The organism is Flexivirga alba (genome assembly GCF_042661025.1).
Lineage (GTDB): Bacteria > Actinomycetota > Actinomycetes > Actinomycetales > Dermatophilaceae > Flexivirga > Flexivirga alba.
The window spans coordinates 139,059-160,971 of sequence record NZ_JBHSWH010000001.1; the positions used below are offsets into that span (position 1 = coordinate 139,059).

Here is a 21,913-nt window from a genome sequence, read left to right on the forward strand (position 1 = left end):
CGTCGGTCTCCCGTGGTGCTGAGTCACACCTGTGAGTTTGCTGGGTAGACCCATTGACAACCTGTGTATTTCGGGAGAACGGTGATCTGCAGCGTGCGCCCCGCACGCTCGAAATGGAGGCCACCATGTTGGCAGCACGTACCCGGCGCACCCGCCGGACGATCTTCGGCACCGGTTTCATCGCCGTGGCGGCGCTCGCGCTCGCTGCGACTGCTCCTGCCATGGGCAGCCCGGGACACGCTTCTGCGCACGGCCAAAGCAAGAGCCATGCCGCGAAGCCTCGGCTGAGTCACGTCTTCATCATCATGGAGGAGAACCGCGCCCAGGATCACGTCATCGGTGACCCCAACCTGCCTTACCTGAACAGCCTCGCCACGAAGTACAACCAGGCAACGCAGTACTACGGCGTCACGCACACCAGCGAGCCCAACTACATCGCCTCCACCAGCGGCTCCAACTGGGATATCAACAACGACAACGGCTGGAACACGACGCCGGCCAACCACTACGACCACACCAACATCGTCGACTCGCTGGAGGCCGCGCACGTCAACTGGGACGCCTACATGGACGGTATGCCGTCCGCCGGCTACCTGCCCGACCAATGGCCCGCGACGGGCGGGGCCCTCTACGCCAGCAAGCACAACCCGTTCGCGCTCTACAACGACGTACGCGACAACGCCGCGCGGATGTCACACGTGAAGCCGATCAATTCCCTTACATCCGACCTGAATTCGCCGCACGCACCGCGTTACGTGTGGATCAGCCCGAACATGTGCAACGACATGCACGGCGGCGTCTATAGCCCGATCGCGGGACATCCGGAGACCGACCATTGCGGCTACAACGACACCAATGACGACCCCGCCGACGTGGCGCTGAAGCAGAATGCCGACGCGTTCCTGAAAACCACCGTCAACACGATCATGCACAGCAAGGCGTGGACTCCCGGCAGCGTCATCTTCATCACCGCCGACGAGAACGACTACGACGCGACGAACCCGTCGACCGGCGACTACCTGTCGGCCGCCGGCTGCTGTGACTCGCCCGTGCTGCCTGCCGGTGACCCGGCGGTCAGCCCCACGTGGCCCGGCGGCGTGTATGGCGGCGGGCTGATCCCGATGGTCGTGGTCACCGAGAACGGCCCGCGTCAGGTGATGGACGACACGGCATACAACCACTATTCGATGCTGCTGACGATCGAGGAAGGCCTCGGGTTGCCCAAGCTCGGCTTCACCTCGGACAGCCAACAGGTCAAGCCGATGTGGTCACTGATCAGTAAGCACTGACCGCGGCACCGGGGTTCGGCGACCTGCTGCCGGCAATCGGAGGCAGGTCGCCGGACTCAGAGGCCGGCGAGGAAGTCGATCAACCCGGCGAAGTAGGTCTCCTGGTCGTCATACATCGCCATGTGGCTGCCGTTCGGGCAGTGCAGATGCTGTCCGAACGGCAACCGCTGCGCCATCATGGCCATGAAGTCGGGGTCCATCGTGTCGTGCTGCGCGCCGATCACCAGCGTTGGCGCGGTGATTGACGACAGATCTTCGGTCCGGTCCCACTGCGCCAAGGTGGCGTCGCTGGCGATTCCGAGCTCACTCGGGCCTTGCATCTTGCGGTAGATCACCGGGTTGATGTGGTCCATCCCGCGCCGAGCGGGGTCCGGCCACTCGTCCGCCGGCATCCGCAGCACGTGGTGCACGTAGTGCTGCTCGATCAGCAGCTCCTCGTAGCGCGGATCGTCGACCTCGCCGTCGGCCTCCAACTGCTTGACCAGGGCCAGCTTCGCCTGATCCATCTGTGGCATGAGGACGCGCTCCGCGTATGCGTTGTATGCCGGGACGCTCGACATCATGTTGGAGATGACCAGGCCCTTGAGCTGCTGCTGGTGCCGCAGCGCGTACTCCATCGCCAGGATGCCGCCCCACGAGTGCCCGAGCAGCACGAAGTTGCTCGCGTCGAGGCCGAGTGCGACTCGAACTTGCTCCACTTCGTCGACGAATCGGTCCAGATCCCAGAGTGATTCGTCATCCGGATGATCGCTGCGCATCGATCCGAGCTGGTCGTAGTAGTAATACTCGATGCCCGCTGCGGGCAGGAAGCTGTCGCAGCACTCGAAGTACTCGTGCGAGCTGCCCGGCCCGCCGTGTAGCAGCAAGACCTTCAGGTCGGGGTTGTTGCCGACCCGTTTGGCCCAGACACTGAACGGCCCGGACGGCGTGGAGATCGGGATCATTCGGGCGCCCCCGCTTCGGAAGTCGTCGCGCCCTCGGTAGTCCAGATATGCAGCGCCATGAGCCGAATTCGTCATGGCTGCATGGTCGCACCGAGCACCCATCCCCGCCATGTATCATTTGATACATGATGCAGATCAGCGAGTCCTGTTCCGCGAGTCCGGACCGGCTTTGGAAATACCTGGGCGACGTCGAGCACTGGGGCGACAACCTGCCCACCTTCGAGTCGGTGCGCCACATCGACGGACCGAACCCGACCGACGTCGGTAGCCGCTTCGAGGTGCGCCAGCCCGGTCTGGCCAAGGCGACCTACGAGATCACCCGCTGGGAGCCGGGCCATGGCTTCACCTGGGTGGGCCGGGTCTCGGGCGTCGCCACGACCGGCATACATGACATCGAGCCGGATGGCGCCGGCAACCAGGTCAGGCTCGGCATCGAGTGGTCCGGGCCGCTCGCCTGGGCGGTTCGGCCGCTGATATCGGCCAAGGCGCGTCGGATGATGCAGTCCGAGGGCGAGACGATCGCACGTCTCGCCGAGCAGGACTGAGACGTGGCGAACCCTCGAGAAGAGTTGCTGCAGAAGGCAATCGGCTACTTCGCCGAGCACGGGGTGCGGGACACCAGCCTGCGCACCCTGGCCGCCGCCATCGGCACCAGCCAACGCATGCTGCACTACCACTTCGGCTCCCGCGAGGACCTGCTCGTCGCAGTCATCGAGTCGGTCATCGAGACCGACGCGAAGATGCTGACGGAGCTCTTCGCGAACGAACCCGATCCGTTCGAGGCGGGCCGGGAGAACTGGCGGATCACCGCGCAGCACGCGCAGACCTTCGGTGCGCTCTACTTCGAGCTCTCGTCCCACGCGATGTACGGCAAGCCGTATGCCCACGACCTCGGGCAGGCCTTCGTCACCCGCACCCAGGAGGCGTTCGAGGCGGCATACACGCAACTGACCGACCCGAAGACCGCCCGGCGCCTTGCCCGGCTGACCCTCGCCGTCGGCCAGGGGCTGATGTTCGACATGCTCGTCGACGGCGACCGGGCGGCGTCCGACGCGGCCATCGAGGAGTTCATCGCCATGATGCGCACACACCTCGGCACCTGAGCTCTCGCTGGCCGGCAGATCGTGCGCCATACCGCACTTCGTGCAGGGCGAGGCAGATCGGTCAGCCCTCTCGCGCGTGGCCGGGCTCGAGCCATTCCCGTGCCTGCTCGTGGCATTCGTCGGCCGAATTCCTTGCGTGGAGAAGGAGATCGGCGTCGACTATCACCGGTGCGCCTCACCGTCGAGAAGCGCGAGGGCCTCACCGATGTTGTCGAGCGGGACGCGCGGCCGACACGTGCCGGAGATCCGCTGACGGAAGGTGACCTTGGGTGCAGCGGAAGGCCGTCAGCCGAGATCGGTTACCCGACGCGCGGCGCAGCAGCGCAACGGCCCTACCCAGCGCGGACGGCATCGACACGGCGGCCATCGTCCGTGCACTGCCGGACGACGTCAGCGGCGCAGACCTGCGCGAGGTCGTGCGCCGCACGGTGCTGTCAGCCGGGCCGGACTGCGGGACAGCCGATTTCGTCGCCGCGGTCGCCTCCGGCCGCTGGCGCGCGGCGCCGGTCATCGGCAGCTACCTCTGAGCACAACCCCTTCTGACCGGGTATGACGGCGGCGCCATACACTCAGAAACACCGTGACAACCGCAGCATCGCAGTCGCCCAGCCGCGCCCAGCGCCCACTTGAACTCCCCAACTCCGGAACACCGGATCCGCGACGCCGTGACGGGTTGTTCGCCTCGCTCCACAACCGCAACTTCCGCTGGTTCGTCTTCGGACAGGCGACCTCGACGTCGGGGCTGTGGACGCAACGCGTCGCCCAGGACTGGCTGGTGCTGACTCTCACCCACAATGCGTTCATCGTCGGCATTGCCACGGCGATGCAGTTCGTGCCGACCTTGCTCTTCGGAATGTCTGCCGGCCTGGTGGCCGACCGTTTCGACAAACGGCACGTCCTGATGTGCACGGTCTCGACGCTCGGACTGTCCGCCGCCGTGCTCGGCGTGCTGTGCGTGACGGACACCGTCCGGTTGTGGCACGTGCTGGCGCTCGCCTTCCTGACCGGCACTGCGGCCTGCTTCGACAACCCGACGAGGTCGGCCTTCATCCACGAGATCGTCGGCCCCAAGATGCTGCGCAATGCCGTGAGTCTCAACTCGGCGATCTTCCAGCTGGGTGCACTGGCCGGCCCGGCCGTGTCCAGCGGGCTGATCACCGCGGTAGGCACCGGGTGGGCATTCATCGCGACTGGCGGCTGGTACGTGATCGTGTTCGTCGCGTTCCTGGCCATCCGGCCCCGCGAGTTGCGGACGGTGCCACGACTGCACCGAGCCAAGGGTCAGCAGCGTGTGGCGCTCGCCGAGATCGCCGGCCGCCCGATCCTGTTGTGGCCGATCGTGCTGGCCGGCGTGTGCGCGTTCTTCACCACGAACTTCGCCGTCACGCTCACGGCATTCGCCAAGGACTTCCACCTTGACGCGGGCGGCTACGGATTCCTCACCGTTGCCTTGGCCGTCGGCTCGCTGGTCGGCGCGCTGCTCTCCGCCGCGTGGCCGGGGTCGCGACTGCGGCACATCACGGCACTGGCTGCAGGCCTCGCCGCCGGGCAACTGCTGGCCGCATTCATGCCGAACATGGTGACGGTCGGCGCTGCGTTCGTGGTGATCGGCGCGGTGGGTATGCCGTTCCTGATCGCCACGAACACCTCGATCCAGCTCGCGTCCAGCGACGTGATGCGCGGTCGGGTGCTCGGCGTATACATGCTGGTCACGCTCGGTATGGCGGCGATCGGCGGTCCGGTCGTCGGCCTGCTCGACCAGACCGGTGGCGCGCCGCTCGGCCTGGTCACCGGTGCGGTTGTGATCGGGGTCGCGGCGGCGCTCGTCAGCCGTCAACTGGTGCGCGTGGCAGGGATCGAGGTGCGCAGCGGGGTGCGGCTGCGCACTGCACGCATGCGGGCATGGCTCGCCACTTCGACTCGCCTCACCGGTCCCCGGTGAGACGAGGCAGCGCGACGGCGCCGACGGCGAGAAGCGCGACGAGGGCCATCTGGACGTACTCGACTCCGGCGAACGCGTGCGCAGCGCTGTGCGGCGCAATGCTGAGATACAGCGTGCCGAGAGTCGCGACGCCGAGGGCGAGACCGCTCTGCTGCAGCGTGATCAGCACACCACTGCCGATGCCGGCGAGGTGCGTGGGGACGTCGGCGAGCACGCTGCGGAACAACCCGGCGAACAGCATCGACTGTCCGGCACCGACGAGCGCGAGCGGAACCGCCATCGACCAGAGGCTGACATGCGGCCAGTCGGTGACGACGATCGCCACCAGCCAGCCCAGTCCGGCCAGCTGGACGAGCGCCCCGACGGTCAGGGCACCACGACCCAGGCGGCCGATGACCTTCGGCGCGACCAGCGAGCCGGCGAGGAACAGCAACGCCATCGGCAGGATCGCCAGCCCGCCGTGCAGGGCGTCCTCGTGCAGCCCGTCCTGCACGGTGAGGGCGAAGATGAACATGAACGCGCCGAAACCGATGCTGAACAGCAGCACCATCACCAGGCCGCGAGACATCGACGGCAGCCGCAGCAACGACGGCGGCAACAGCGGCACCTCACCGTGGTCCTCCTTGCGCTTCTCGACGGCGAAGGTGGCCGCGCCGAGCACGAAAGCGAGAACGAGCAGCAGCCAGCACCACGTCGGCCAGCCGAGTGAGTGACCCTCGGCCAGCGGCACCAGCAGCACGGTGAGCGTGGCCGCGAACAGGACTGTGCCGGGCAGGTCGACACCGAGCGGGTGCGGCGACCTGGTGGCCGGGACGATGCGCGCCGCGACGAGGAGGACGACGAGCCCGATCGGCACGTTCACCAGGAAGATCGGCCGCCAGGACGTGCCGGCGATGTTGGCGCTGACCAGGAGTCCGCCGACCAATTGGCCGACGACCGCGGCTATACCGGAGGTGGCGCCATACAGGGCGAGTGCCCGGGCCTTGCGTTCGTGTTCGAGTACGTGGTGGAAAGTGGCCAGCACCTGCGGGATGAGCAGTGCTGCGGTGGCCCCTTGAACGATCCGTGCTCCGATCAGCACACCGATCGTCGGCGCGATGCCGCAGGCGAGGGAGGCGACGATGAAACCGACCAGTCCAGCAAGGAAGAGCCGCTGCCGTCCGTAGCGGTCACCGAGGCGACCGCCGAGCACGAGCAGCGAGGCGTAGGACACGCCATACCCAGCGATCACGAGTTCCAGTGAGGCCGGCGAGGCGTGCAGCGACGCGTTGATGCTCGGTAGAGCGACGTTGGTGATGAAGAAGTCCATGATCGGCAGAAACGCGCCGCCGAGCAGGATCAGCACACCGAACGGGTGCAGACCGCCGGCAGCGGCGGTCGCGCGCGGCGAGCGCGACCGGGGCCGGGATGGTTCGCCGGACGCGCGATTCGAGTGGGTGGTGGATGTCATGTCGGCTCCAATCTGATTATGCCTTCATGACTATTACAATTAGATAATTATCTGTCAATAGCTATATGCATTGAGCTACCCTGGCTGGATGGCCGAGTCACGACGGGACAGACCCCCACCCATCGACGAGCGGTGGGCTGAGCTGGCCGACCACATCCTGGTGATCGCGCGGGAGATCCAGTTCCGCGACTATCAGGACGAGCAGGCCGTGCCGCTGACCCAGTCCGAGGGCATGGTGATGCGCTATCTCAATCAGAACAACGACGCCTCGCCCAGCCGGATCGCCGCTGCCACCGGCCTACAGCGCACCAATCTGTCCACCGTCCTGCGCGGCCTCGCGCAGAAGGGGTTGATCGAACGACAGGCCCGCCCAGCAGACGGCCGCGGCGTCACCGTCGTCACCACCGCGCGCGGCCGCGACAACTATCACCTGGTCCGCCAGGAGTGGGCCCAGCTGCTCGAACAAGACGGCACCAAGGCCAGCCGGCTGAATACCGCGCTCGAACTCCTGCGTTCGATCGAGGCCGGGCTGGTCAGCACCCGCCCCGGCACACCCGCTTCGCGCCCAGGCGTCTGAATCCGAGGCCGGCGATCTCCCGCCTGTCCAGTGCACTCGGGACGACAAAAGGACCAGGCGAAAGCGTGCCTGGTCCTTCGTCGTTTGGTGGAGCATAGGGGAGCCGTAGTCCTCGCTCCGCTGCGGCTCCTCCCGAATCCACTGTGTTCAATAAAATGACGAAGGACCAGGCGAAAAGCGTGCCTGGTCCTTCGTCGTCTGGTGGAGCATAGGGGATTCGAACCCCTGACCTTCTCATTGCGAACGAGACGCGCTACCAACTGCGCCAATGCCCCAGGAGCGAGAGCAACATTAACACCGCAGATCGCGATCGGCTAAATCGGGCCGACCCCTTCAGGGCGTTGCGGTCGTCCCGGGGCGACCGGCTCAGCCGGCGCGGAAGACCGACGGCAGGTCGTCCAGATCCTGGTCGAGGGCGAGCCCGTCGAAGGGCAGGTCCTCGTTGGGGACATCGTCATACGACCGCGTGTTGAAGGTCGCGGCTGGCGCCTGTTGCTGACGCTCCGGCGCCCGCTCCTTCATGGTGTATGTCGGGCGCGGCACGGCAACCGGCTGCCATTCGTCGGATGCGTCGTGGTCGACGGACGCATGAGCGACCGGCGCGTGCGGCAGCTCGACCGGCCGGCGACTGGCGCCGTCCGACGCGATCACATCGAAGACCTGGTCGGCGGCCGCAACCGGCGCGTGCCGGATGACCGGGTCGGGCATGGTCGCCTTCGCAAGAGGCACCTCGGCAGGCGCCGCCGGTGCAGCAGCCGTGGGCTTGGGCAGTTGCGCGCCAACCTTCTTGGGCGCGGCCACCGACGGACGTTGGTCGCCGGTTGCGCCGGAGCGACGCTGGGCGGCACCGGCGACCATCGCCGACGCCCGGCACCACCAGAAGACGCCACCGGAGATGGCAAGCATCAGGATCGGTGACCACCAGGGCACGGCGCCGAACGGTGCGCACACGACGGTGATCACCAGCACCGAGAGGCTGCCGATGAGTGCGATCGCGCGTGCCTTCGGGGAGCCGGCGTGCGCGGCGAAGTCGCCGAAGCGTTGCATCGCCTGGGCCGATGAACTGCCCGCTGCGGCAAGCCGCTGGGTCGCCGAGACGGATGCGTCGTCGGCGTTGTCGGCGGACTGGTGCGTGGGCGGCTGTGGCGTTTCTCCGGTCATGACGGTCCCTGCTCGCAGTGACGGCCGCGGTCCGCTCTCGCTGACCTGCGGTGCCGATGTTCGGCTGGCGTGTGGTGCCTCGGATGCTTGTTCGGCGACGCCTTCGACCCGGTGCTCACGTCGTTCGAGCACACGCATCGCGTCGCTGAACTGGTCGACAGAACGCGCGGTGGCCAACGCTTCGCGGCGCCGGATCCAGTGCTGCAAGAGATAGGCGGCCCAAATGACGACGATGGCCAGGAAGATCAGGCTGCTCGGCTGCTGCACGAGACAAGACGTTAGGGCCAAAACCGTTGCAATCCGTGGAGGTCCGCGGTGTGTCGCCGCTTGCACAGCAAGTTGGAAGGTGTACTACGACGGCGCACGGCGCGAGTTCAGTTGCGCCACAGCCATTTTCACAGTTGTCACAGCAGTCACATGCTGGCGCCCGGCTCCCCCATCAGCCGACGGAAGCGCTGAACCATCGTCTCGGTCGGCAGTTCCTCGCTGGTGACCGCAAAGGTCAGGTGGTCGTGCCAGGAGCCGTTGATGTGCAGGTAGCGCTTGCGCATCCCTTCTTCACGTAGCCCGAGCTTCTCCACCACCCGCAGGCTCGCGTCGTTGTCCGGTCGGATGTTGACCTCCACGCGGTGCAACCCGGCGTCCGAGAAGGCATGGTCGATCAGCATCGCCAACGCGTATGGCGTGATCGACCTTCCGGCATACTGCTCACCGATCCAGTAGCCGGCTGCTGCGGACAGCAGCGCACCCCGGGATATCCCGAAGAGGTGCATCTGGCCGACGAGAGCGCCGTCGACCTCGACCGCGAAGGGCAACAGTCGACCCTCGTGGGCCTCGCGGTCCTGGAAGCGGATCAGCTGCCCGAAGTTCATCGACACCGCGCCGGCGCCTGGTGCCGTGGAGTCCCACGGCCGGGTCCACGCGGAGTTCGCGGAGCGCAGCGCCAGGAACTCACGCTTGTCGGCACGCACCCTCAGTGGCCGGAGCAGTACCCGGGAGCCGCGCCAGTCGCCGGCGACAGCGGTCGGCCACCACCGGGACCTAATGATCGCCCCCATCGAGTTGCGAAACGGCGTGGGGCAGCACGGGTTCCAGCACAACGAGTGCGTCCCGGACGCCGCCGGTCGAGCCGGGCAGGTTGACGATCAGGGTGTGTCCCGCGACCCCGGCGAGCCCTCGCGACAGCGTCGCCGTCGGTATGCCGGCAGCGACGCCCTGCGCCCGCAACGCCTCGGCGATGCCGGGCACCTCGAAGTCCAGCAGCGGCGCAGTCTCCTGCGGGGTGCGGTCGGTGGGGTTCAGACCCGTCCCACCCGTCGTGAGTATGACGCGAGCCCCGGCACGGAGCGCTTCACGCAACGCAGCCCCCACCGGCGGACCGTCGGGCACGACCTGCCGGGTGACCTCGAAACCCCAGTCCTGCAACGCCTTTTCGAGGATCAGCCCGGAGCGGTCGTCATACGTCCCTGCCGCAGCCCGGTTGGAGCAGGTGATCACCCATGCGACGCTCATTGTTCGTCCTCCCGCCAGTCACCGGACCGGCCACCGGACTTCGCGGTGACGCGCACGTCGGTGATCCGGCCGTGCTTGTCGACCGCCTTGACCATGTCGATCAGGGCCAGCGCGGCGACGGTCACGCAGGTCAGCGCTTCCATCTCGATGCCGGTGCGGTCAGCGGTGCGGACCTCGGCACTGATATCGACACCGTCGTCCTGGACGGTCAGGTCCACCGACACGGCGTGGACCGCGACCGGGTGCGCGAGAGGCACCAGGTCGGGCGTGCGCTTGGCGGCCTGGATGCCGGCGATCCGTGCCACGGCGAGTGCGTCGCCCTTGGGCACCTTCCCCGAGCGCAACGCCTCGATCGCCTTTGCGGACAACAGGACTCGGCCACGAGCCTCCGCGACGCGGGCAGTGACGGCCTTGGCGCTGACGTCGACCATGTGCGCCGTGCCGTCGGAGCGAAGATGCGTGAGTTCAGATCCTTCCATCAGGCAAGTCCTTCCAACGGGATCACCTGCAGCGCCTCACCGACGGCCACCTCGGTGGTGTCGGCGGGCACGATGGCGAGCGCTTGCGACCCGGCGAGCCCGCCGAGCACATGCGAGCCCTGGCCACCGATGGGCCGAACCACACTGCCGTTCTCGTCGAAGATGACCCGGGCGAACTGTTGCCGTCCCGGCGGGGAGACCCAGTGCTCTGCCACCCGCGCCCCGACGGTCGCCAACTGCGGGTCACGTCCCGCGAGCACACGCGTCGCCGGCGCGACGAAGACCAGGAACGACACCAGTGAGCTGACCGGATTGCCCGGCAGCGCGAAAACCGCTGTGCCGTCGAGGTTTCCGAAACCCTGCGGCTTCCCGGGTTGCATCGCCACCTTGACGAAGTCGAAGCTGCCGCTCCCCTCGAAGGCCAGCTTCAACGGCTCGAAGGCACCGGCACTCACGCCGCCGCTGGTGACAATGACGTCGGCAGCCGCGGCCAATTCGGTCAACACCTCACGCACCTCGTCCCCCGTATCGCCCACTCGGCGTACCGCCACGACCTCGAAACCGCACTCCGTCGCGAGCGCGGCGAGCATCGGACCGTTGGAGTCCACAACCTGCCCGTGACCGGGCTGCTGGCCCGGCTCGACCAACTCGTCGCCGGTGCTGACGATTGCGACGCGCGGGCGTGGAATCACCGAAATCTCTTGCACCCCAGCGGAAAGCAGCGCCGGCACGTGCCGAGGGAGCAGCAGCGTGCCCGCCGGCAACACTTCGTCGCCCGGCTCGAGGTCCTCACCCCGATGCCGTATGGCGCACCCGGCGTCGACCGCCTCGCGGATGGCGACGGTGTCCGTCCCGCCGTCGGTCAGCTCGACCTGCACCACGGCATCGGCGCCGTCCGGCAGTGGCGCACCCGTCATGATCCGCCAGCAGGTGCCGGGTTCCAGTCGCAGCGACCGGGTGTCACCGGCCGGGATGTCGCCCGTAACCGGTAGCGAAACCGGCGAATCCGCAGCAGCACCGCGGATGTCGGCGGCCAGCACGGCATACCCGTCCATCGCCGAGTTGGTGAAACCCGGCAGCGGGACGCGGCTGCGCAGCGGCTCCGCTGTCACCAGGCCGAGCAGGCCCGTGGCATCGGTGGCCGCCACGGAACGCGGCGGCAACGGGCGCACTGCAGCGATCACGCGCTGCTGATATTCGTCGAAGGTGAGCACCTTCACAGACTATGACGGCAGGAGAGCTCAGGGACCGAGATGCTCTCCGTCGTGCGGCTCGCCGTTGCTGCCGTTCCGTTCGCGGCCCTCTTCGGAGTCCACCCAGGACGTCAGCCAGGAACGGAAGTCGGCGCCGAAGTCGCGGTGTCGCGCACCGAGCCGGACCATCGCCTTGAGGTAGTCGAGCCGGTCGCCGGTGTCGTAACGGCGCCCACCGAACACCACACCGGTGACACCGCCGCCAGGGCGATCCGGCTCCTTGGCCAGCTCCAGCAGAGCGTCAGTCAGCTGAATCTCGCCGCCGCGCCCGGGACCGGTGTGCTCGAGCACGTCGAAGATCTCCGGTGAGAGCACGTAGCGGCCGATGATCGCCAGATTGCTGGGCGCCTCGCCGATGGCGGGCTTCTCGACGAGGGAGTCGACGCGCACGAGACCATCAGCTGCGCCGTCGATCTGCGACACGGCCGCACAGCCGTAGAGGTGGATCTGGTCCTCCGGGACCTCCATCAGCGCGACGACGGATCCGCCATACAGCTCCTGCGCCTGAATCATGGTGTCCAGCAACGGATCCCGCTCGTCGATCAGATCATCGCCGAGCAGCACGGCAAAGGGGCTGTCCCCCACGTGCGTCTTCGCGCAGAGCACGGCGTGGCCGAGCCCGCGCGGCTCGCCCTGCCGGATGAAGTGCACGTTGCCAAGGTTCGCGGACTTCTGCACACGCTGCAGTCGCAGCTTGTCGCCCTTGCGCTCCAGCGCCTGCTCGAGCTCCCAGTGCCGATCGAAGTGGTCCTCCAGGGCGGCCTTGTTGCGCCCGGTCACCATCAGAATGTCGTGGATCCCGGCGCGTTCGGCCTCTTCCACGACGTACTGGATCGCAGGCTTGTCCACGACCGGCAGCATTTCCTTGGGAATCGCCTTGGTGGACGGTAGAAACCGGGTCCCCAGACCAGCCGCCGGAATCACCGCTTTGCGGACTCGACAAAACCCCTCTGCTGTCATTCGGCACAGGCTACGACACGGTTTCCATCCGTCCGCCGTAATTGCCGTCAGAATCAACGGTATGTCGTATGAACTTCCGACGAACAAGCACGAAGCGCGCCGCACGATCCGTGCGGGGCGACGGTCCCGACGTGCGTCGGTCCGCGACGAGCAATGGCGGGTGTATGGCGAAGACCTCGGCCTCGGACTGGCCCAGTGGCTCAACGATCGGCCGGTGCCGCAGCTGGCGGCGATCTACGAGGCGCTGCCGACCGAGCCCCCGACACACGGAATCCGGGCGGCGTTGGTTTCGCTCGGCATTCGCCTGATCGTGCCGGAACTGCTGGCGGACAACGACCTGGCGTGGCGGGATCTGGCATCCGGCGCGGATCTCGGTGTCGACGCGATCTCCGATGTCAACCTGATCCTCGTCCCGGCCCTCGCCGTCGACCGTGGGAGCGGTCTCCGACTCGGTCAGGGCGGCGGCAGCTACGACCGCGCACTCGCTCGCAAGCGCCCCGGGACACCAGTGATCGCAGCGCTTTTCGACGACGAAGTGGTGGACACCGTCCCCTCCGAACCGCACGACTGCGCGGTCGACGCCGTGTTGACCCCTTCGGGTGGCGTGGCGGCGGTCGGCTCCAAGGTTTGAAATACTGACGGTCCGTCCTTCGGCCGGAACGCTGACCTGACGTCGCCCGAACCAACCTCTCTGCGAAGGAGACCCCTGTGGCCACCTCCGCCGCGAACAGTTTCACCACACACGACCTCGCGTTCGTCCTGTTCATCGCGGCCCTGGTGCTCCTCGTGTCGGTCGCGGCGGTGCGTTTCGCCAACCGTTCGGGTATGCCGACGCTCGTCCTCTACCTCGGCATCGGGCTGGTGATGGGCGAGGCCGGGCTCGGCATACATTTCGAGAACCCTGAGCTGACACAGGTTCTCGGCTACTCCGCATTGGCGCTGATCCTGGCCGAAGGTGGCATCTCCACCCGGTGGTCGAGCATCAAGTCCTCGATCGCCCCCGCCGCGCTGCTGTCGACGCTCGGCGTGCTCGTCTCGGTCGTGGTGATGGCGGTTTTCGTCGTGCTGCTGCTCGGTAAGTCCTGGACCATCGCGCTGATGCTCGGCGCCATCGTCACCTCCACCGACGCCGCGGCGGTCTTCTCGGTGCTCAAGCGGGTCGGCCTGCCACGCCGGATCACCGGCGTGCTGGAGGCCGAGTCCGGTTTCAACGACGCCCCGGTCGTGCTGCTGGTCGTCGCCCTGGCCGACGCGGCGACACCCGGACGAACGGCCCACGCCTGGTGGATCGTCGCTCTCGAGGCGGCCGGAGAACTGATCGGTGGTGCGATCATCGGGCTCGCCATCGGCTGGATCTTCGCGAAACTGAGCCGGGCGACCGCACCCGGCTCCTCGGGCCTGTTCTCGATCGGCATCCTGTCGGTCGCCGTGCTCGCCTACGCCACCGCGAGCCTGGCGCACACCAGCGGATTCATCGCGGTCTACCTGGCCGCACTCGTGCTCGGCAACAGCAACCTGCCGCACCACCGCGCAGTCCACGGCTTCGCGCAGGCGGTCGGCTGGCTCGCGCAGATCGGGCTGTTCGTGCTGCTCGGGCTGCTGGCATCGCCGAGTCGGCTGGGCGGACAGATCCTGCCCGCCATACTCGTCGGCCTCCTGCTGTTGCTGATCGCACGTCCGCTCTCCGTTTTCGCCAGCCTGACCTGGTTCCGGTTCCGGTGGCAGGAGCAGCTCTTCCTCTCCTGGGCGGGCTTGCGCGGTGCCGTCCCGGTCGTGCTCGCGACGGTGCCGCTCACGGTGGGCACGCCGAACACCGAGTGGATCTTCGATCTGGTCTTCGTCCTCGTGCTGATCTTTACCCTGGTGCAGGCCCTGCCGATGCCGTGGATCGCCCGTAAGCTCGGTGTCACCGAATCCGCGCAGGTGCTCGATCTGGACGTCGAAGCAACACCACTGGAGGAGCTGCACGCCGACGTGCTGCAGCTGCACGTGGGTGAGACCTCGCGCCTCAACGGCGTCGAGATCCAGGAGCTGCGGCTCCCGAAGGGTGCCAACGTCACGTTGATCGTTCGTGGCGAGCAGGGCTTCGTGCCCAGCCCGCGCACCGTCGTCCGGCACGGCGACCAACTACTGCTGGTGACGACCGCGAAGTCCCGCGATCAGGCGATCCGCCGGGTGCGCTCGGTTTCTCGCGATGGTCGTATGGCGGGCTGGGCGACGCCGCTGCGTTCGGAGCAGGAGTAAACGCGCCGTACACTATGCGCGTGCCGACCTATGCCTATGTATGCAGGGACTGCGCGCACGCGTTCGATGCGCAGCAGTCCTTCTCCGATGATGCGCTGACCACCTGTCCCGAGTGCGGCGGAGTTCTCCGCAAGCAGTTCGGTGCTGTCGGTGTTGTGTTCAAGGGCTCCGGCTTCTACAAGACCGACTCGCGTGACTCCGGCAAGAAGTCCACCGCGTCGACGCCGGCTTCGAAGGACAGCGCCACCAAGGAGTCCTCGACCACGAAGGACACCTCGACGACCACGAAGTCGAGCGACTCCTCGAGTTCGACCAGCAGCACCGCCGGCGCGCCCGCGAAGTCGGCGTCCGACGGATCCGCTGCGTAGAAGTCACCCCACGAAGTTCTCCTCCGCTCCCCTGCACCCAACGAAGTTCTCCCCCGCTGCGCTCCTCCGATACTTCGTCGGGGCCCGCAGCCCCCGATACTTCGCGGCGACCCCGAGTTTTTCCCGAGGTCGACGTCGCGTAGAGATCACTGAACTCAGTTCGTCCACATCCCGGTGCGGACGGCTCGGTCGTCCACCGGTCGCGGAGCGGCTCGCACCACAGTCACTGCTGCTGACTAACCTCGCAGCATGACTTCAGACGACCATCCGTATGACGGTCCGCGCGCGGACATCGGCGTCATCGGCGGCTCCGGCTTCTACTCCTTCTTCGACTCCCCCGAGCGAATTCACGTCGACACACCGTTCGGTGCGCCCAGCGACGACCTCGTCATCGGTGACGTCGACGGGCGCCGGGTGGCGTTCCTCGCCCGCCACGGCCAGGGCCACCGCTTCCCGCCGCATCTGGTCAACTACCGCGCCAACCTCTGGGCACTTCGGTCGGTCGGCGTGCGGCAGGTCATCGCGCCGTGCGCCGTCGGCTCCCTACGCGCCGAGCACACGCCGGGCACCCTGCTGGTGCCCGATCAGGTCGTCGATCGCACGACCGGTCGCGCCGGCACGGTCTACGACCAGGTCGGTCCGGTCGTGCACGTGTCCTTTGCCGATCCCTACTGTCCGCAGCTGCGTTCGGCACTTTTGGAGTCGACGAGCAGTCACTTCGAGCGGACCGTCGACGGGGGCACCCTGGTCGTGATCGGCGGCCCGCGCTTCTCCTCGCGCGCCGAATCACAATGGCACCAGGCGGCCGGCTGGTCGGTCGTCGGCATGACAGGGATGCCGGAGGCGTCCATCGCCCGCGAGCTGGCCATGTGTTTCGGCACCGCGTGCTTGATCACCGACAACGACGCGGGCGTCGAAGGCGGCGAGTCGGTGACCCACGAAGAGGTCATGCGGGTCTTCGCCGACAACATCGAGCACCTGAAAGTCGCACTGCGCGAGACGATTTCGCGACTTCCGGCCCCTGAGCCGGACGACACGGCGACCTGCCCGTGCCGGCGCGTGCTGGACGGCATGGACCTGCCCATCACCTTGCCGTGATGAAAGGTCCACAGCGGTTGCTGCCCACCACCTGGCAAGGCCCCAGCCGCGAAGCACGGTGGCGCCGATCGCGGGGCCGTCGAGTGCTCGCCGGCCTGCTGGCTGGCTGCGCAGTCCTGGCCGTGGTCGGCGCGGTCCGACCCGCCGATCCGCCGAGCTACGCGGTCACCGTTGCGGCGCACGACCTCATTGCGGGGCAGCGGCTAGGTCCTTCCGACGTGCAGCAGGTCCGCTGGTCGGCAGCCGACCGGGTGCCCGGACTGTTGAGCTCGGCCGCCGCCTCCGGGAAGGTGCTCACTTCACCGATCCGCGCGGGTGAGCCGGTCACGTCCGCGCGGGTGCGCGCCGCCCGGTCCTGGCCGTCGCTACCGAAGGGTCGCGTGGTCATCGGTGTCAGCAGCAGCGACCGCGTCCTGGTCCGAGTGCTGCAGCCGGGCGACCGGGTCGACCTGATCGACACCGGGAAGGCCCGGACGGTGGCAGCAGCCGTCACCGTCGTGTCCGTGCCCGACGGTTCCTTGCGGGAGGCCGAGGATCACCCGACGCTGTCCTCCACCGATGCCGCGTCGGTGCTGGTGGCCGTCACCACGACCCAGGCCGCCGCGGTCGGATCCGCGAGCGCCGCACGTTCGGGAGGGCTGGGCGGCGGCATACAGCTGGCGTTGCGAGCGGGCGCCTGAGCGAAGCCGGTCGACCTTCTCCTAGCACAACTGTGACCTAAGTGACCGGTGTTTCGCGTTCCCCAGGGCTGAAAATCTCCGATACAGTGCCGACGACCCGATCCACTCAGCTCGAGTTCAAGGACAGATTTTCATGGCAGGTTTCAAGAAGTTCCTCATGCAAGGCAATCTGGTCCAGATTGCTGTCGCCTTCATCATCGGCACGGCTTTCGCTACCGTCGTCACCGCGTTCACAACGGTCGTCATGGACCTGATCGGCAAGGTCGGTGGCTCGGCAGACTTCAGCAGCTACAAGCCGGGCGGCGTCCACGTCGGACTGTTCATCACCGCGCTCCTCGCCTTCATCATCCTCGCCGCCGTTGTCTACTTCGGCGTCGTCAAGCCCTACGAGGCATTCCACGAGCGTTACATGAAGGAGGAGGCAGCAGAGGCGACCGAGGTCGACGTGCTGACCGAGATCCTCAACGAGCTGCGCCAGGGTCAGGGCCGCTCCTGATCACGCCCCTGCGCTGACACGCCGGAAGGGGCGGGACCGACGACGGTCCCGCTCCTTCCGCATGTCTCCGGCCGATCACTCCCAGTGCGGCGGCCGCTGCTCACGCCACCAGCGGTCCTGCGCGCTCTCCACGCGGCGGGCGCTCCGTTTGGCCGGTGGCTTCGCGTCGCTTTCCGAGACATCGGGTGCATCCGGAGCATCCGGAGCCCAGCCGGCATCGGTGTCATCACGGCCGGCGCGCGCCGGGATGCCCGCCGACGGATCGCCGCCGGTCGCCGGACGGCTGGCCCGCCGGTGCTTGCGCTTGCGCGGCTCGTTTTGATCCTGCTCGTCAGTCATCGGCCAGCCACGGGTTCTGGGCTCGATCGTGCGCGGTCTCCATCCGAGCATCGTTCCTCGCGGCCGCCGATGCGGCATACACGGCCTCGACCAATCGGGCGACCTCGCGTGCCGGGTCGCGGAAGAGGTCACGGGTCCAGACCCGTTCGTAACTCCAGCCGAGCCGGCGCAACTGCTCGGGGCGCAGCCGCTCGCGGTCGCGGGTGGAGACGATCGAGCCGTAGACCGCACCGTCGGTGTCGATCGCGACCAGCAACGAACCGGGCCGGCGCGGATCCTCGACAGCCAGGTCGAGTCGGTGCCGCGAGGTGCCCCAACCGGGGTGCACGACCAGGCCCTCGGCGCGCAGCCGGCGCGCGAGATCGCGCACCAACACAGGGATCTCGACCTCCGGGGTCAGCGGCAGCATCGGCCGGTCCAGCACACTGCCGGAGGATGCCGCGCGGCGGCGGCGGCCGTCCGGACCACGCACCACTCCGGCCGACGGCGCTGGTTCTTGTATGGCGCCCGACTCCTCGGTGTCGGAACGCACGCGGCGGGCAGCGCCACCGGACCCGGCATACAGCAGGAAGTCACGCAGCAACAGACCGCCGCGCGACCGCAGCCGGCCGGGGTGCAACTCGTCGCCGGAGAACGACGACACCATCACCATCCGGCGACGTGCCCGGGTGATCGCGACGTTGAGCCGGCGTTCGCCACCCTCGGCGCTGATCGGCCCGAAGCGGTGCGGCGCGCTGCCGTCCGAGGTGCGGCCGTGGCCGACGGAGAGCACGATCGCATCGCGCTCATCGCCCTGCACCCGCTCGAGATTCTTGACGAAGAACGCTTCGGGCACCGACTCGTCCAACAGCCAGGCCAGGTCGGTGTCTCCGGCGATCGCGTCCCGCAACGCGGCCTCGACGCGGTCGGCGTGCCGCTGGCCGAGTGTGATCACGCCGACGGATTCGTGGGGACGTTGCCGAGCCTGGTCGAGCACGACCCGCACCACCCGCTCGACCTCGGCGCTGGTCGCGTCACCGGACGACGGCTGTCCGGTCACCACGTCGAGCCGGACCACCGTGTCGTCGCCGACGCCGGGGAAGGTGATGAGCCTGCCGCCATACAGCTGGGCGTTGGCGAAAGCGATCAGCCGCTCATCCAATGCCCGGTAGTGCCAGGTGAGTTCGCGGTGCGGCAGCAGTGGCGTCAGCGCGTCGAGGATCGACTCTGCCGCCACCGGGGTGGGGTCCTCGTCGGACTCGTCGACACCACGGAAGAAGCTCGTCGGCGGCAACTGCCGCCGGTCGCCGGACACGACGACCTGCCCACCACGGGAGATGGCCGAGATCGCTTCGGCGGGCGGGATCTGGGATGCCTCGTCGAAGACCACCACGTCGAACCACACGCCGGGCGGCAGCATCGAGGCCACCAGCAGAGGACTCATCACCCAGCAGGGCGCGATCGCGGTCAGCAGCTCCGGCGCTTGGGGCAGCAGCTCACGCAATGCCAGCGGACGATCGACCCGTGCCTGCTCGCGCAGCAGCGTCTCCTGCTCGGGCAGGTCGCGCATCGTCCGGCGCACCTGGTCGGCCCACGCACCCCGGACAGCGACCGCACCGGAGCGCACATGCTCCGCATCGGCCGCGGCGTATGCCGAGACACGCTCGCGCAGCGCAACACCGTCGGCCGTCCCGTATGCCGGGTCGAGATCCGAGATACGGCCGAGAACCGCTCGCCACCAAACGAATTCGAACTCGGCCCCAACCCGTGACGGCGGCACCTTGCGTGCAGCCAGGTCATCGATCAGGTCACCGAGCCCGTTGGCCCGCAGCTGGTCCAACGGACCGATGACCGACGGCACGAGGGCGAGCCGATCCTTGGCGGCAGCCAGCCGGTCGAGGCGGTCCTGCAGCGCGTCGTAGTCGACCTCGAGCAGTTCGTTGCCCTCGCGGGTGCCCTCCAGTCGCTTCGCCAGCCACTCCAGGTCCTCGCGCAACCGCTCGTGTGCGGTGACGAACTTCGCGACGTCGACCGGCGCCGAGGGGAGCGAACCCTTGCCCGCGAGCGCCCGCCACCGGTCCCGCTGGCCCGAGGCCAGCACCATGACTCCGTGCAGGTCGGCCGGAGGCTGGCCGGGCCGCAGCAAGGTCCTGGCCTGCTTGCGCAACCGGCGCCGGTCGAGCACGCCGAGATCGGCGGGGTTCGCCTTGCGATAGTCCCCCGAGCCGGTCGCGTGGACCAGCTGGTCCAGCGGCGCGGAGAAGACCTCGGGCCGGAATGACTCCAGGGTGCCATGCACGTCGCTCATCAGGTCGAGCTGCTGCTCCGAACCGAGCATCGTGCCCGCGACGGGAAGGCCGACCTTCTCGCCCAGCTCAGCTAGCATGTCGCGGTGCTCCTGTAGGCCACCGCCGGACAGCCGCTCGACCAGTTCCTGGGTGCGGCCGGCCTGTTGCACGCCCACCACTCGGGCGCCATACCAGGGGTCCGGCTCGTCGTTCGTGCGCCAGGCGCCGAGCTCGGCCACCCGGACCAGTTCGTCGCGCAACTCGTCACGGCGGCCGGCCGGGATGGCATCCAGATCGGCCGGGTCGATGCCGGCGTGGGAGCGCGGGGCCGGCCTCATCGCATCAAAAGCGGCGACCCGGTCCTGCGCCTCGTCGACTGTCACGCCCCAAGGCTTGCGTGGCTCGTGCATCGCCAGTCGATGCGCCGCGAGATCGTCGCGCAGTGTCGTCAGGTCGGGACGGGTCGTGCGTGGCTCCAGGTCGGACCCGACGATCTGGTCCATCTTGGCAACCAACTGCGCGGTGAGCTCGCGACCGCCGCCCTGCCGGTCGTGTATGTCGAGAACCATGTCCCGCAGCCCGACGCGGTCCAGCCGTTTGACGACCGCGTCGATCGCCGCGCGTTTCTCGGCCACGAAGAGCACGCGCCGGCCGTCGGCCGCGATCGCGGCGATGAGGTTGGCGATTGTCTGGCTCTTGCCGGTCCCGGGCGGACCTTCCACGACCAGGTGCGCGCCGGCCCGGGCCGCCTCGACGACATCCTGCTGGGACGCGTCGGCGTCGAGGACCAGGTGCTCGCTCGCCGGGTCCCGATCGATGACTGCCGGTGCCTCGGCACTGACGTCCTCGCGCGCGTCGGCATCGCCGGCGAGCGCTGCGATCACGGGGTGCGAGGAGAGCGTCTCGAGCTGATCGCCGAGATCGCGGACCATCGGCAGCTTGGTGTAGCTGAAGGTTCCCACGACATACCGGCGGGCGACCTCGAAACCGGGCACGTCGGCGCAGGCCTGCTGGATGCGGGTCAGCACGGCGCCGGGGTCGACGCGCGCGTCATCGCGCAGGTAGTCGTCGATCGCCGCCGTGTCGAGTTCGATCCCGTGTGCCACCTCGACGTACTTGGCCAGCACCGAGTTGAACTCGATCTGCGGGTGCAGCCGCAACGTCAGGGACTGCGGGTCCTTGGGCGTGCCGGCGATGTCGAGCCGACGCAACAGCACCGGTGCAGCGGGACTGCGCGGGGCACCGGGGTGGTCCCAGGTCGCCATACCGATCGCGAGGTAGCACGAAGAGATGCCGCGTTCCTGCGCGAGCGCCTGGGTTCGTGAGCGGATGATGCGTGCGCGGCGGTCGCCCTCGGCCAGTGCTGCGGGTTCGCGCAGCAGCAGCTCCAGCGGGGCCGAGCCGGCCGAGAAGAGTTGCGCCATACCGGCCGGGTGGGCACGGGTCAGGTCGAGTGTTCCGCTGGGCAGGTCCCGAAACCACAGGAGCGTGTTGCGCCCGCCGAGGTCGACCAGGTGCCGCTGCCACTCCCCGACGGCGTCACGCACCAGGGCATCACGGCCGGTCGCCAACCACGGGTTGGTCGAATCGTCTTGCGGGGTGGGCGAACTCACTGCGCCAGGCTAACCGGCACGCGGGCAGCAACCCGCCAGGCACGCCCGGACACCGCCATCGCGCGGCTCCCCGCGTACCGGGTGGTGGTGCAATACCGTTACCCGCGGCACGGCGACTCGGCGATCGAGCACGCGGAA

The 21,913-nt window shown here is 68.0% G+C and carries 22 protein-coding genes and 1 tRNA gene; 12 read left to right on the forward strand and 11 right to left on the reverse strand.

Annotated elements, in window-relative coordinates; all coding sequences use genetic code 11:
- Positions 1-125: 125 nt before the first annotated feature.
- On the forward strand, positions 126-1,289 hold the full coding sequence (locus ACFQDH_RS00615) for an alkaline phosphatase family protein (protein ID WP_382397498.1): 1,164 nt from the start codon (positions 126-128) through the stop codon (positions 1,287-1,289).
- Between the two features lie 56 nt (positions 1,290-1,345).
- Here ACFQDH_RS00615 and ACFQDH_RS00620 read toward each other — a convergent pair whose 3' ends face one another.
- Entirely contained in the window at positions 1,346-2,308 is a 963-nt protein-coding gene (locus ACFQDH_RS00620; RefSeq protein WP_382397500.1) for a proline iminopeptidase-family hydrolase, read from the reverse strand.
- Positions 2,309-2,358: 50 nt separating this feature from the next.
- On the opposite strand from ACFQDH_RS00620, the gene ACFQDH_RS00625 reads away from it, so the two are divergent.
- The 4 genes from ACFQDH_RS00625 (at position 2,359) to ACFQDH_RS00640 (ending at position 5,278) form a co-directional block, all read left to right on the forward strand.
- Positions 2,359-2,778, forward strand: a complete 420-nt coding sequence (locus tag ACFQDH_RS00625; RefSeq protein WP_382397502.1) for an SRPBCC family protein — start codon at positions 2,359-2,361, stop codon at positions 2,776-2,778.
- A gap of 3 nt (positions 2,779-2,781) precedes the next feature.
- Positions 2,782-3,336 (forward strand): TetR/AcrR family transcriptional regulator, encoded by a 555-nt coding sequence (locus ACFQDH_RS00630; protein WP_382397504.1) that lies wholly within the window; start codon positions 2,782-2,784, stop codon positions 3,334-3,336.
- 269 nt (positions 3,337-3,605) lie between these two features.
- Complete coding sequence (locus tag ACFQDH_RS00635; protein ID WP_382397506.1) at positions 3,606-3,863, forward strand: hypothetical protein; 258 nt, start codon at positions 3,606-3,608, stop codon at positions 3,861-3,863.
- Positions 3,864-3,916: 53 nt separating this feature from the next.
- Positions 3,917-5,278 (forward strand): MFS transporter, encoded by a 1,362-nt coding sequence (locus ACFQDH_RS00640; protein WP_382397508.1) that lies wholly within the window; start codon positions 3,917-3,919, stop codon positions 5,276-5,278.
- Here the strand turns inward: ACFQDH_RS00640 and ACFQDH_RS00645 are convergent.
- Positions 5,262-6,728, reverse strand: coding sequence for an MFS transporter (locus ACFQDH_RS00645; protein WP_382397510.1), 1,467 nt, complete (start codon positions 6,726-6,728; stop codon positions 5,262-5,264). The genes ACFQDH_RS00640 and ACFQDH_RS00645 overlap by 17 nt on opposite strands.
- An 88-nt stretch (positions 6,729-6,816) precedes the next feature.
- On the opposite strand from ACFQDH_RS00645, the gene ACFQDH_RS00650 reads away from it, so the two are divergent.
- Positions 6,817-7,305 carry a MarR family winged helix-turn-helix transcriptional regulator gene (locus ACFQDH_RS00650; protein ID WP_382397512.1) on the forward strand — a complete coding sequence of 163 codons (489 nt, stop codon included), beginning with the start codon at positions 6,817-6,819 and terminating at the stop codon, positions 7,303-7,305.
- 199 nt (positions 7,306-7,504) lie between these two features.
- Here the strand turns inward: ACFQDH_RS00650 and ACFQDH_RS00655 are convergent.
- From ACFQDH_RS00655 to galU, 7 genes are all read right to left on the reverse strand, one after another.
- Positions 7,505-7,580 (reverse strand) — tRNA-Ala (locus ACFQDH_RS00655).
- A 91-nt stretch (positions 7,581-7,671) separates the two neighbouring features.
- Positions 7,672-8,733, reverse strand: a complete 1,062-nt coding sequence (locus ACFQDH_RS00660; RefSeq protein WP_382397514.1) for a hypothetical protein — start codon at positions 8,731-8,733, stop codon at positions 7,672-7,674.
- Positions 8,734-8,879: 146 nt separating this feature from the next.
- A complete protein-coding gene (locus ACFQDH_RS00665) occupies positions 8,880-9,524 on the reverse strand; it encodes a GNAT family N-acetyltransferase (protein ID WP_382397516.1) in 645 nt (214 codons plus the stop codon).
- On the reverse strand, positions 9,508-9,978 hold the full coding sequence (locus tag ACFQDH_RS00670) for a MogA/MoaB family molybdenum cofactor biosynthesis protein (protein ID WP_382397518.1): 471 nt from the start codon (positions 9,976-9,978) through the stop codon (positions 9,508-9,510). Before ACFQDH_RS00670 ends, ACFQDH_RS00665 begins: the two co-directional genes overlap by 17 nt.
- Positions 9,975-10,457, reverse strand: coding sequence for a cyclic pyranopterin monophosphate synthase MoaC (gene moaC, locus ACFQDH_RS00675; RefSeq protein WP_382397520.1), 483 nt, complete (start codon positions 10,455-10,457; stop codon positions 9,975-9,977). Before moaC ends, ACFQDH_RS00670 begins: the two co-directional genes overlap by 4 nt.
- A complete protein-coding gene (locus tag ACFQDH_RS00680; protein WP_382397522.1) occupies positions 10,457-11,671 on the reverse strand; it encodes a molybdopterin molybdotransferase MoeA in 1,215 nt (404 codons plus the stop codon). The genes moaC and ACFQDH_RS00680 overlap by 1 nt, the downstream gene beginning before the upstream one ends.
- Positions 11,672-11,698: 27 nt before the next feature.
- Positions 11,699-12,670 carry a UTP--glucose-1-phosphate uridylyltransferase GalU gene (gene galU, locus ACFQDH_RS00685; protein WP_382397524.1) on the reverse strand — a complete coding sequence of 324 codons (972 nt, stop codon included), beginning with the start codon at positions 12,668-12,670 and terminating at the stop codon, positions 11,699-11,701.
- Between the two features lie 61 nt (positions 12,671-12,731).
- Between galU and ACFQDH_RS00690 the strand changes: the two genes are divergently transcribed.
- The 6 genes from ACFQDH_RS00690 to ACFQDH_RS00715 all read left to right on the forward strand — a co-directional run bounded on the left by ACFQDH_RS00690 (position 12,732) and on the right by ACFQDH_RS00715 (position 17,556).
- A complete protein-coding gene (locus tag ACFQDH_RS00690; RefSeq protein WP_382397526.1) occupies positions 12,732-13,301 on the forward strand; it encodes a 5-formyltetrahydrofolate cyclo-ligase in 570 nt (189 codons plus the stop codon).
- Positions 13,302-13,378: 77 nt separating this feature from the next.
- Entirely contained in the window at positions 13,379-14,914 is a 1,536-nt protein-coding gene (locus ACFQDH_RS00695) for a potassium/proton antiporter (protein WP_382397528.1), read from the forward strand.
- 14 nt (positions 14,915-14,928) lie between these two features.
- Positions 14,929-15,282: an FmdB family zinc ribbon protein gene (locus ACFQDH_RS00700; protein ID WP_382397530.1), complete on the forward strand. Its 354-nt coding sequence runs from the start codon at positions 14,929-14,931 to the stop codon at positions 15,280-15,282.
- A gap of 249 nt (positions 15,283-15,531) precedes the next feature.
- Positions 15,532-16,380, forward strand: a complete 849-nt coding sequence (locus tag ACFQDH_RS00705) for an S-methyl-5'-thioadenosine phosphorylase (protein WP_382397531.1) — start codon at positions 15,532-15,534, stop codon at positions 16,378-16,380.
- A complete protein-coding gene (locus ACFQDH_RS00710; protein ID WP_382397532.1) occupies positions 16,380-17,060 on the forward strand; it encodes an SAF domain-containing protein in 681 nt (226 codons plus the stop codon). Before ACFQDH_RS00705 ends, ACFQDH_RS00710 begins: the two co-directional genes overlap by 1 nt.
- 133 nt (positions 17,061-17,193) lie before the next feature.
- On the forward strand, positions 17,194-17,556 hold the full coding sequence (locus ACFQDH_RS00715; protein WP_382397533.1) for an MscL family protein: 363 nt from the start codon (positions 17,194-17,196) through the stop codon (positions 17,554-17,556).
- Positions 17,557-17,631: 75 nt separating this feature from the next.
- On the opposite strand, the gene ACFQDH_RS00720 is transcribed toward ACFQDH_RS00715, so the two are convergent.
- The gene (locus ACFQDH_RS00720) at positions 17,632-17,895 is read right to left on the reverse strand and encodes a hypothetical protein (protein ID WP_382397534.1); all 264 of its coding nucleotides are present in this window, start codon (positions 17,893-17,895) and stop codon (positions 17,632-17,634) included.
- Entirely contained in the window at positions 17,888-21,775 is a 3,888-nt protein-coding gene (locus ACFQDH_RS00725; RefSeq protein ID WP_382397535.1) for an AAA domain-containing protein, read from the reverse strand. The genes ACFQDH_RS00720 and ACFQDH_RS00725 overlap by 8 nt, the downstream gene beginning before the upstream one ends.
- Positions 21,776-21,913: the final 138 nt, after the last annotated feature.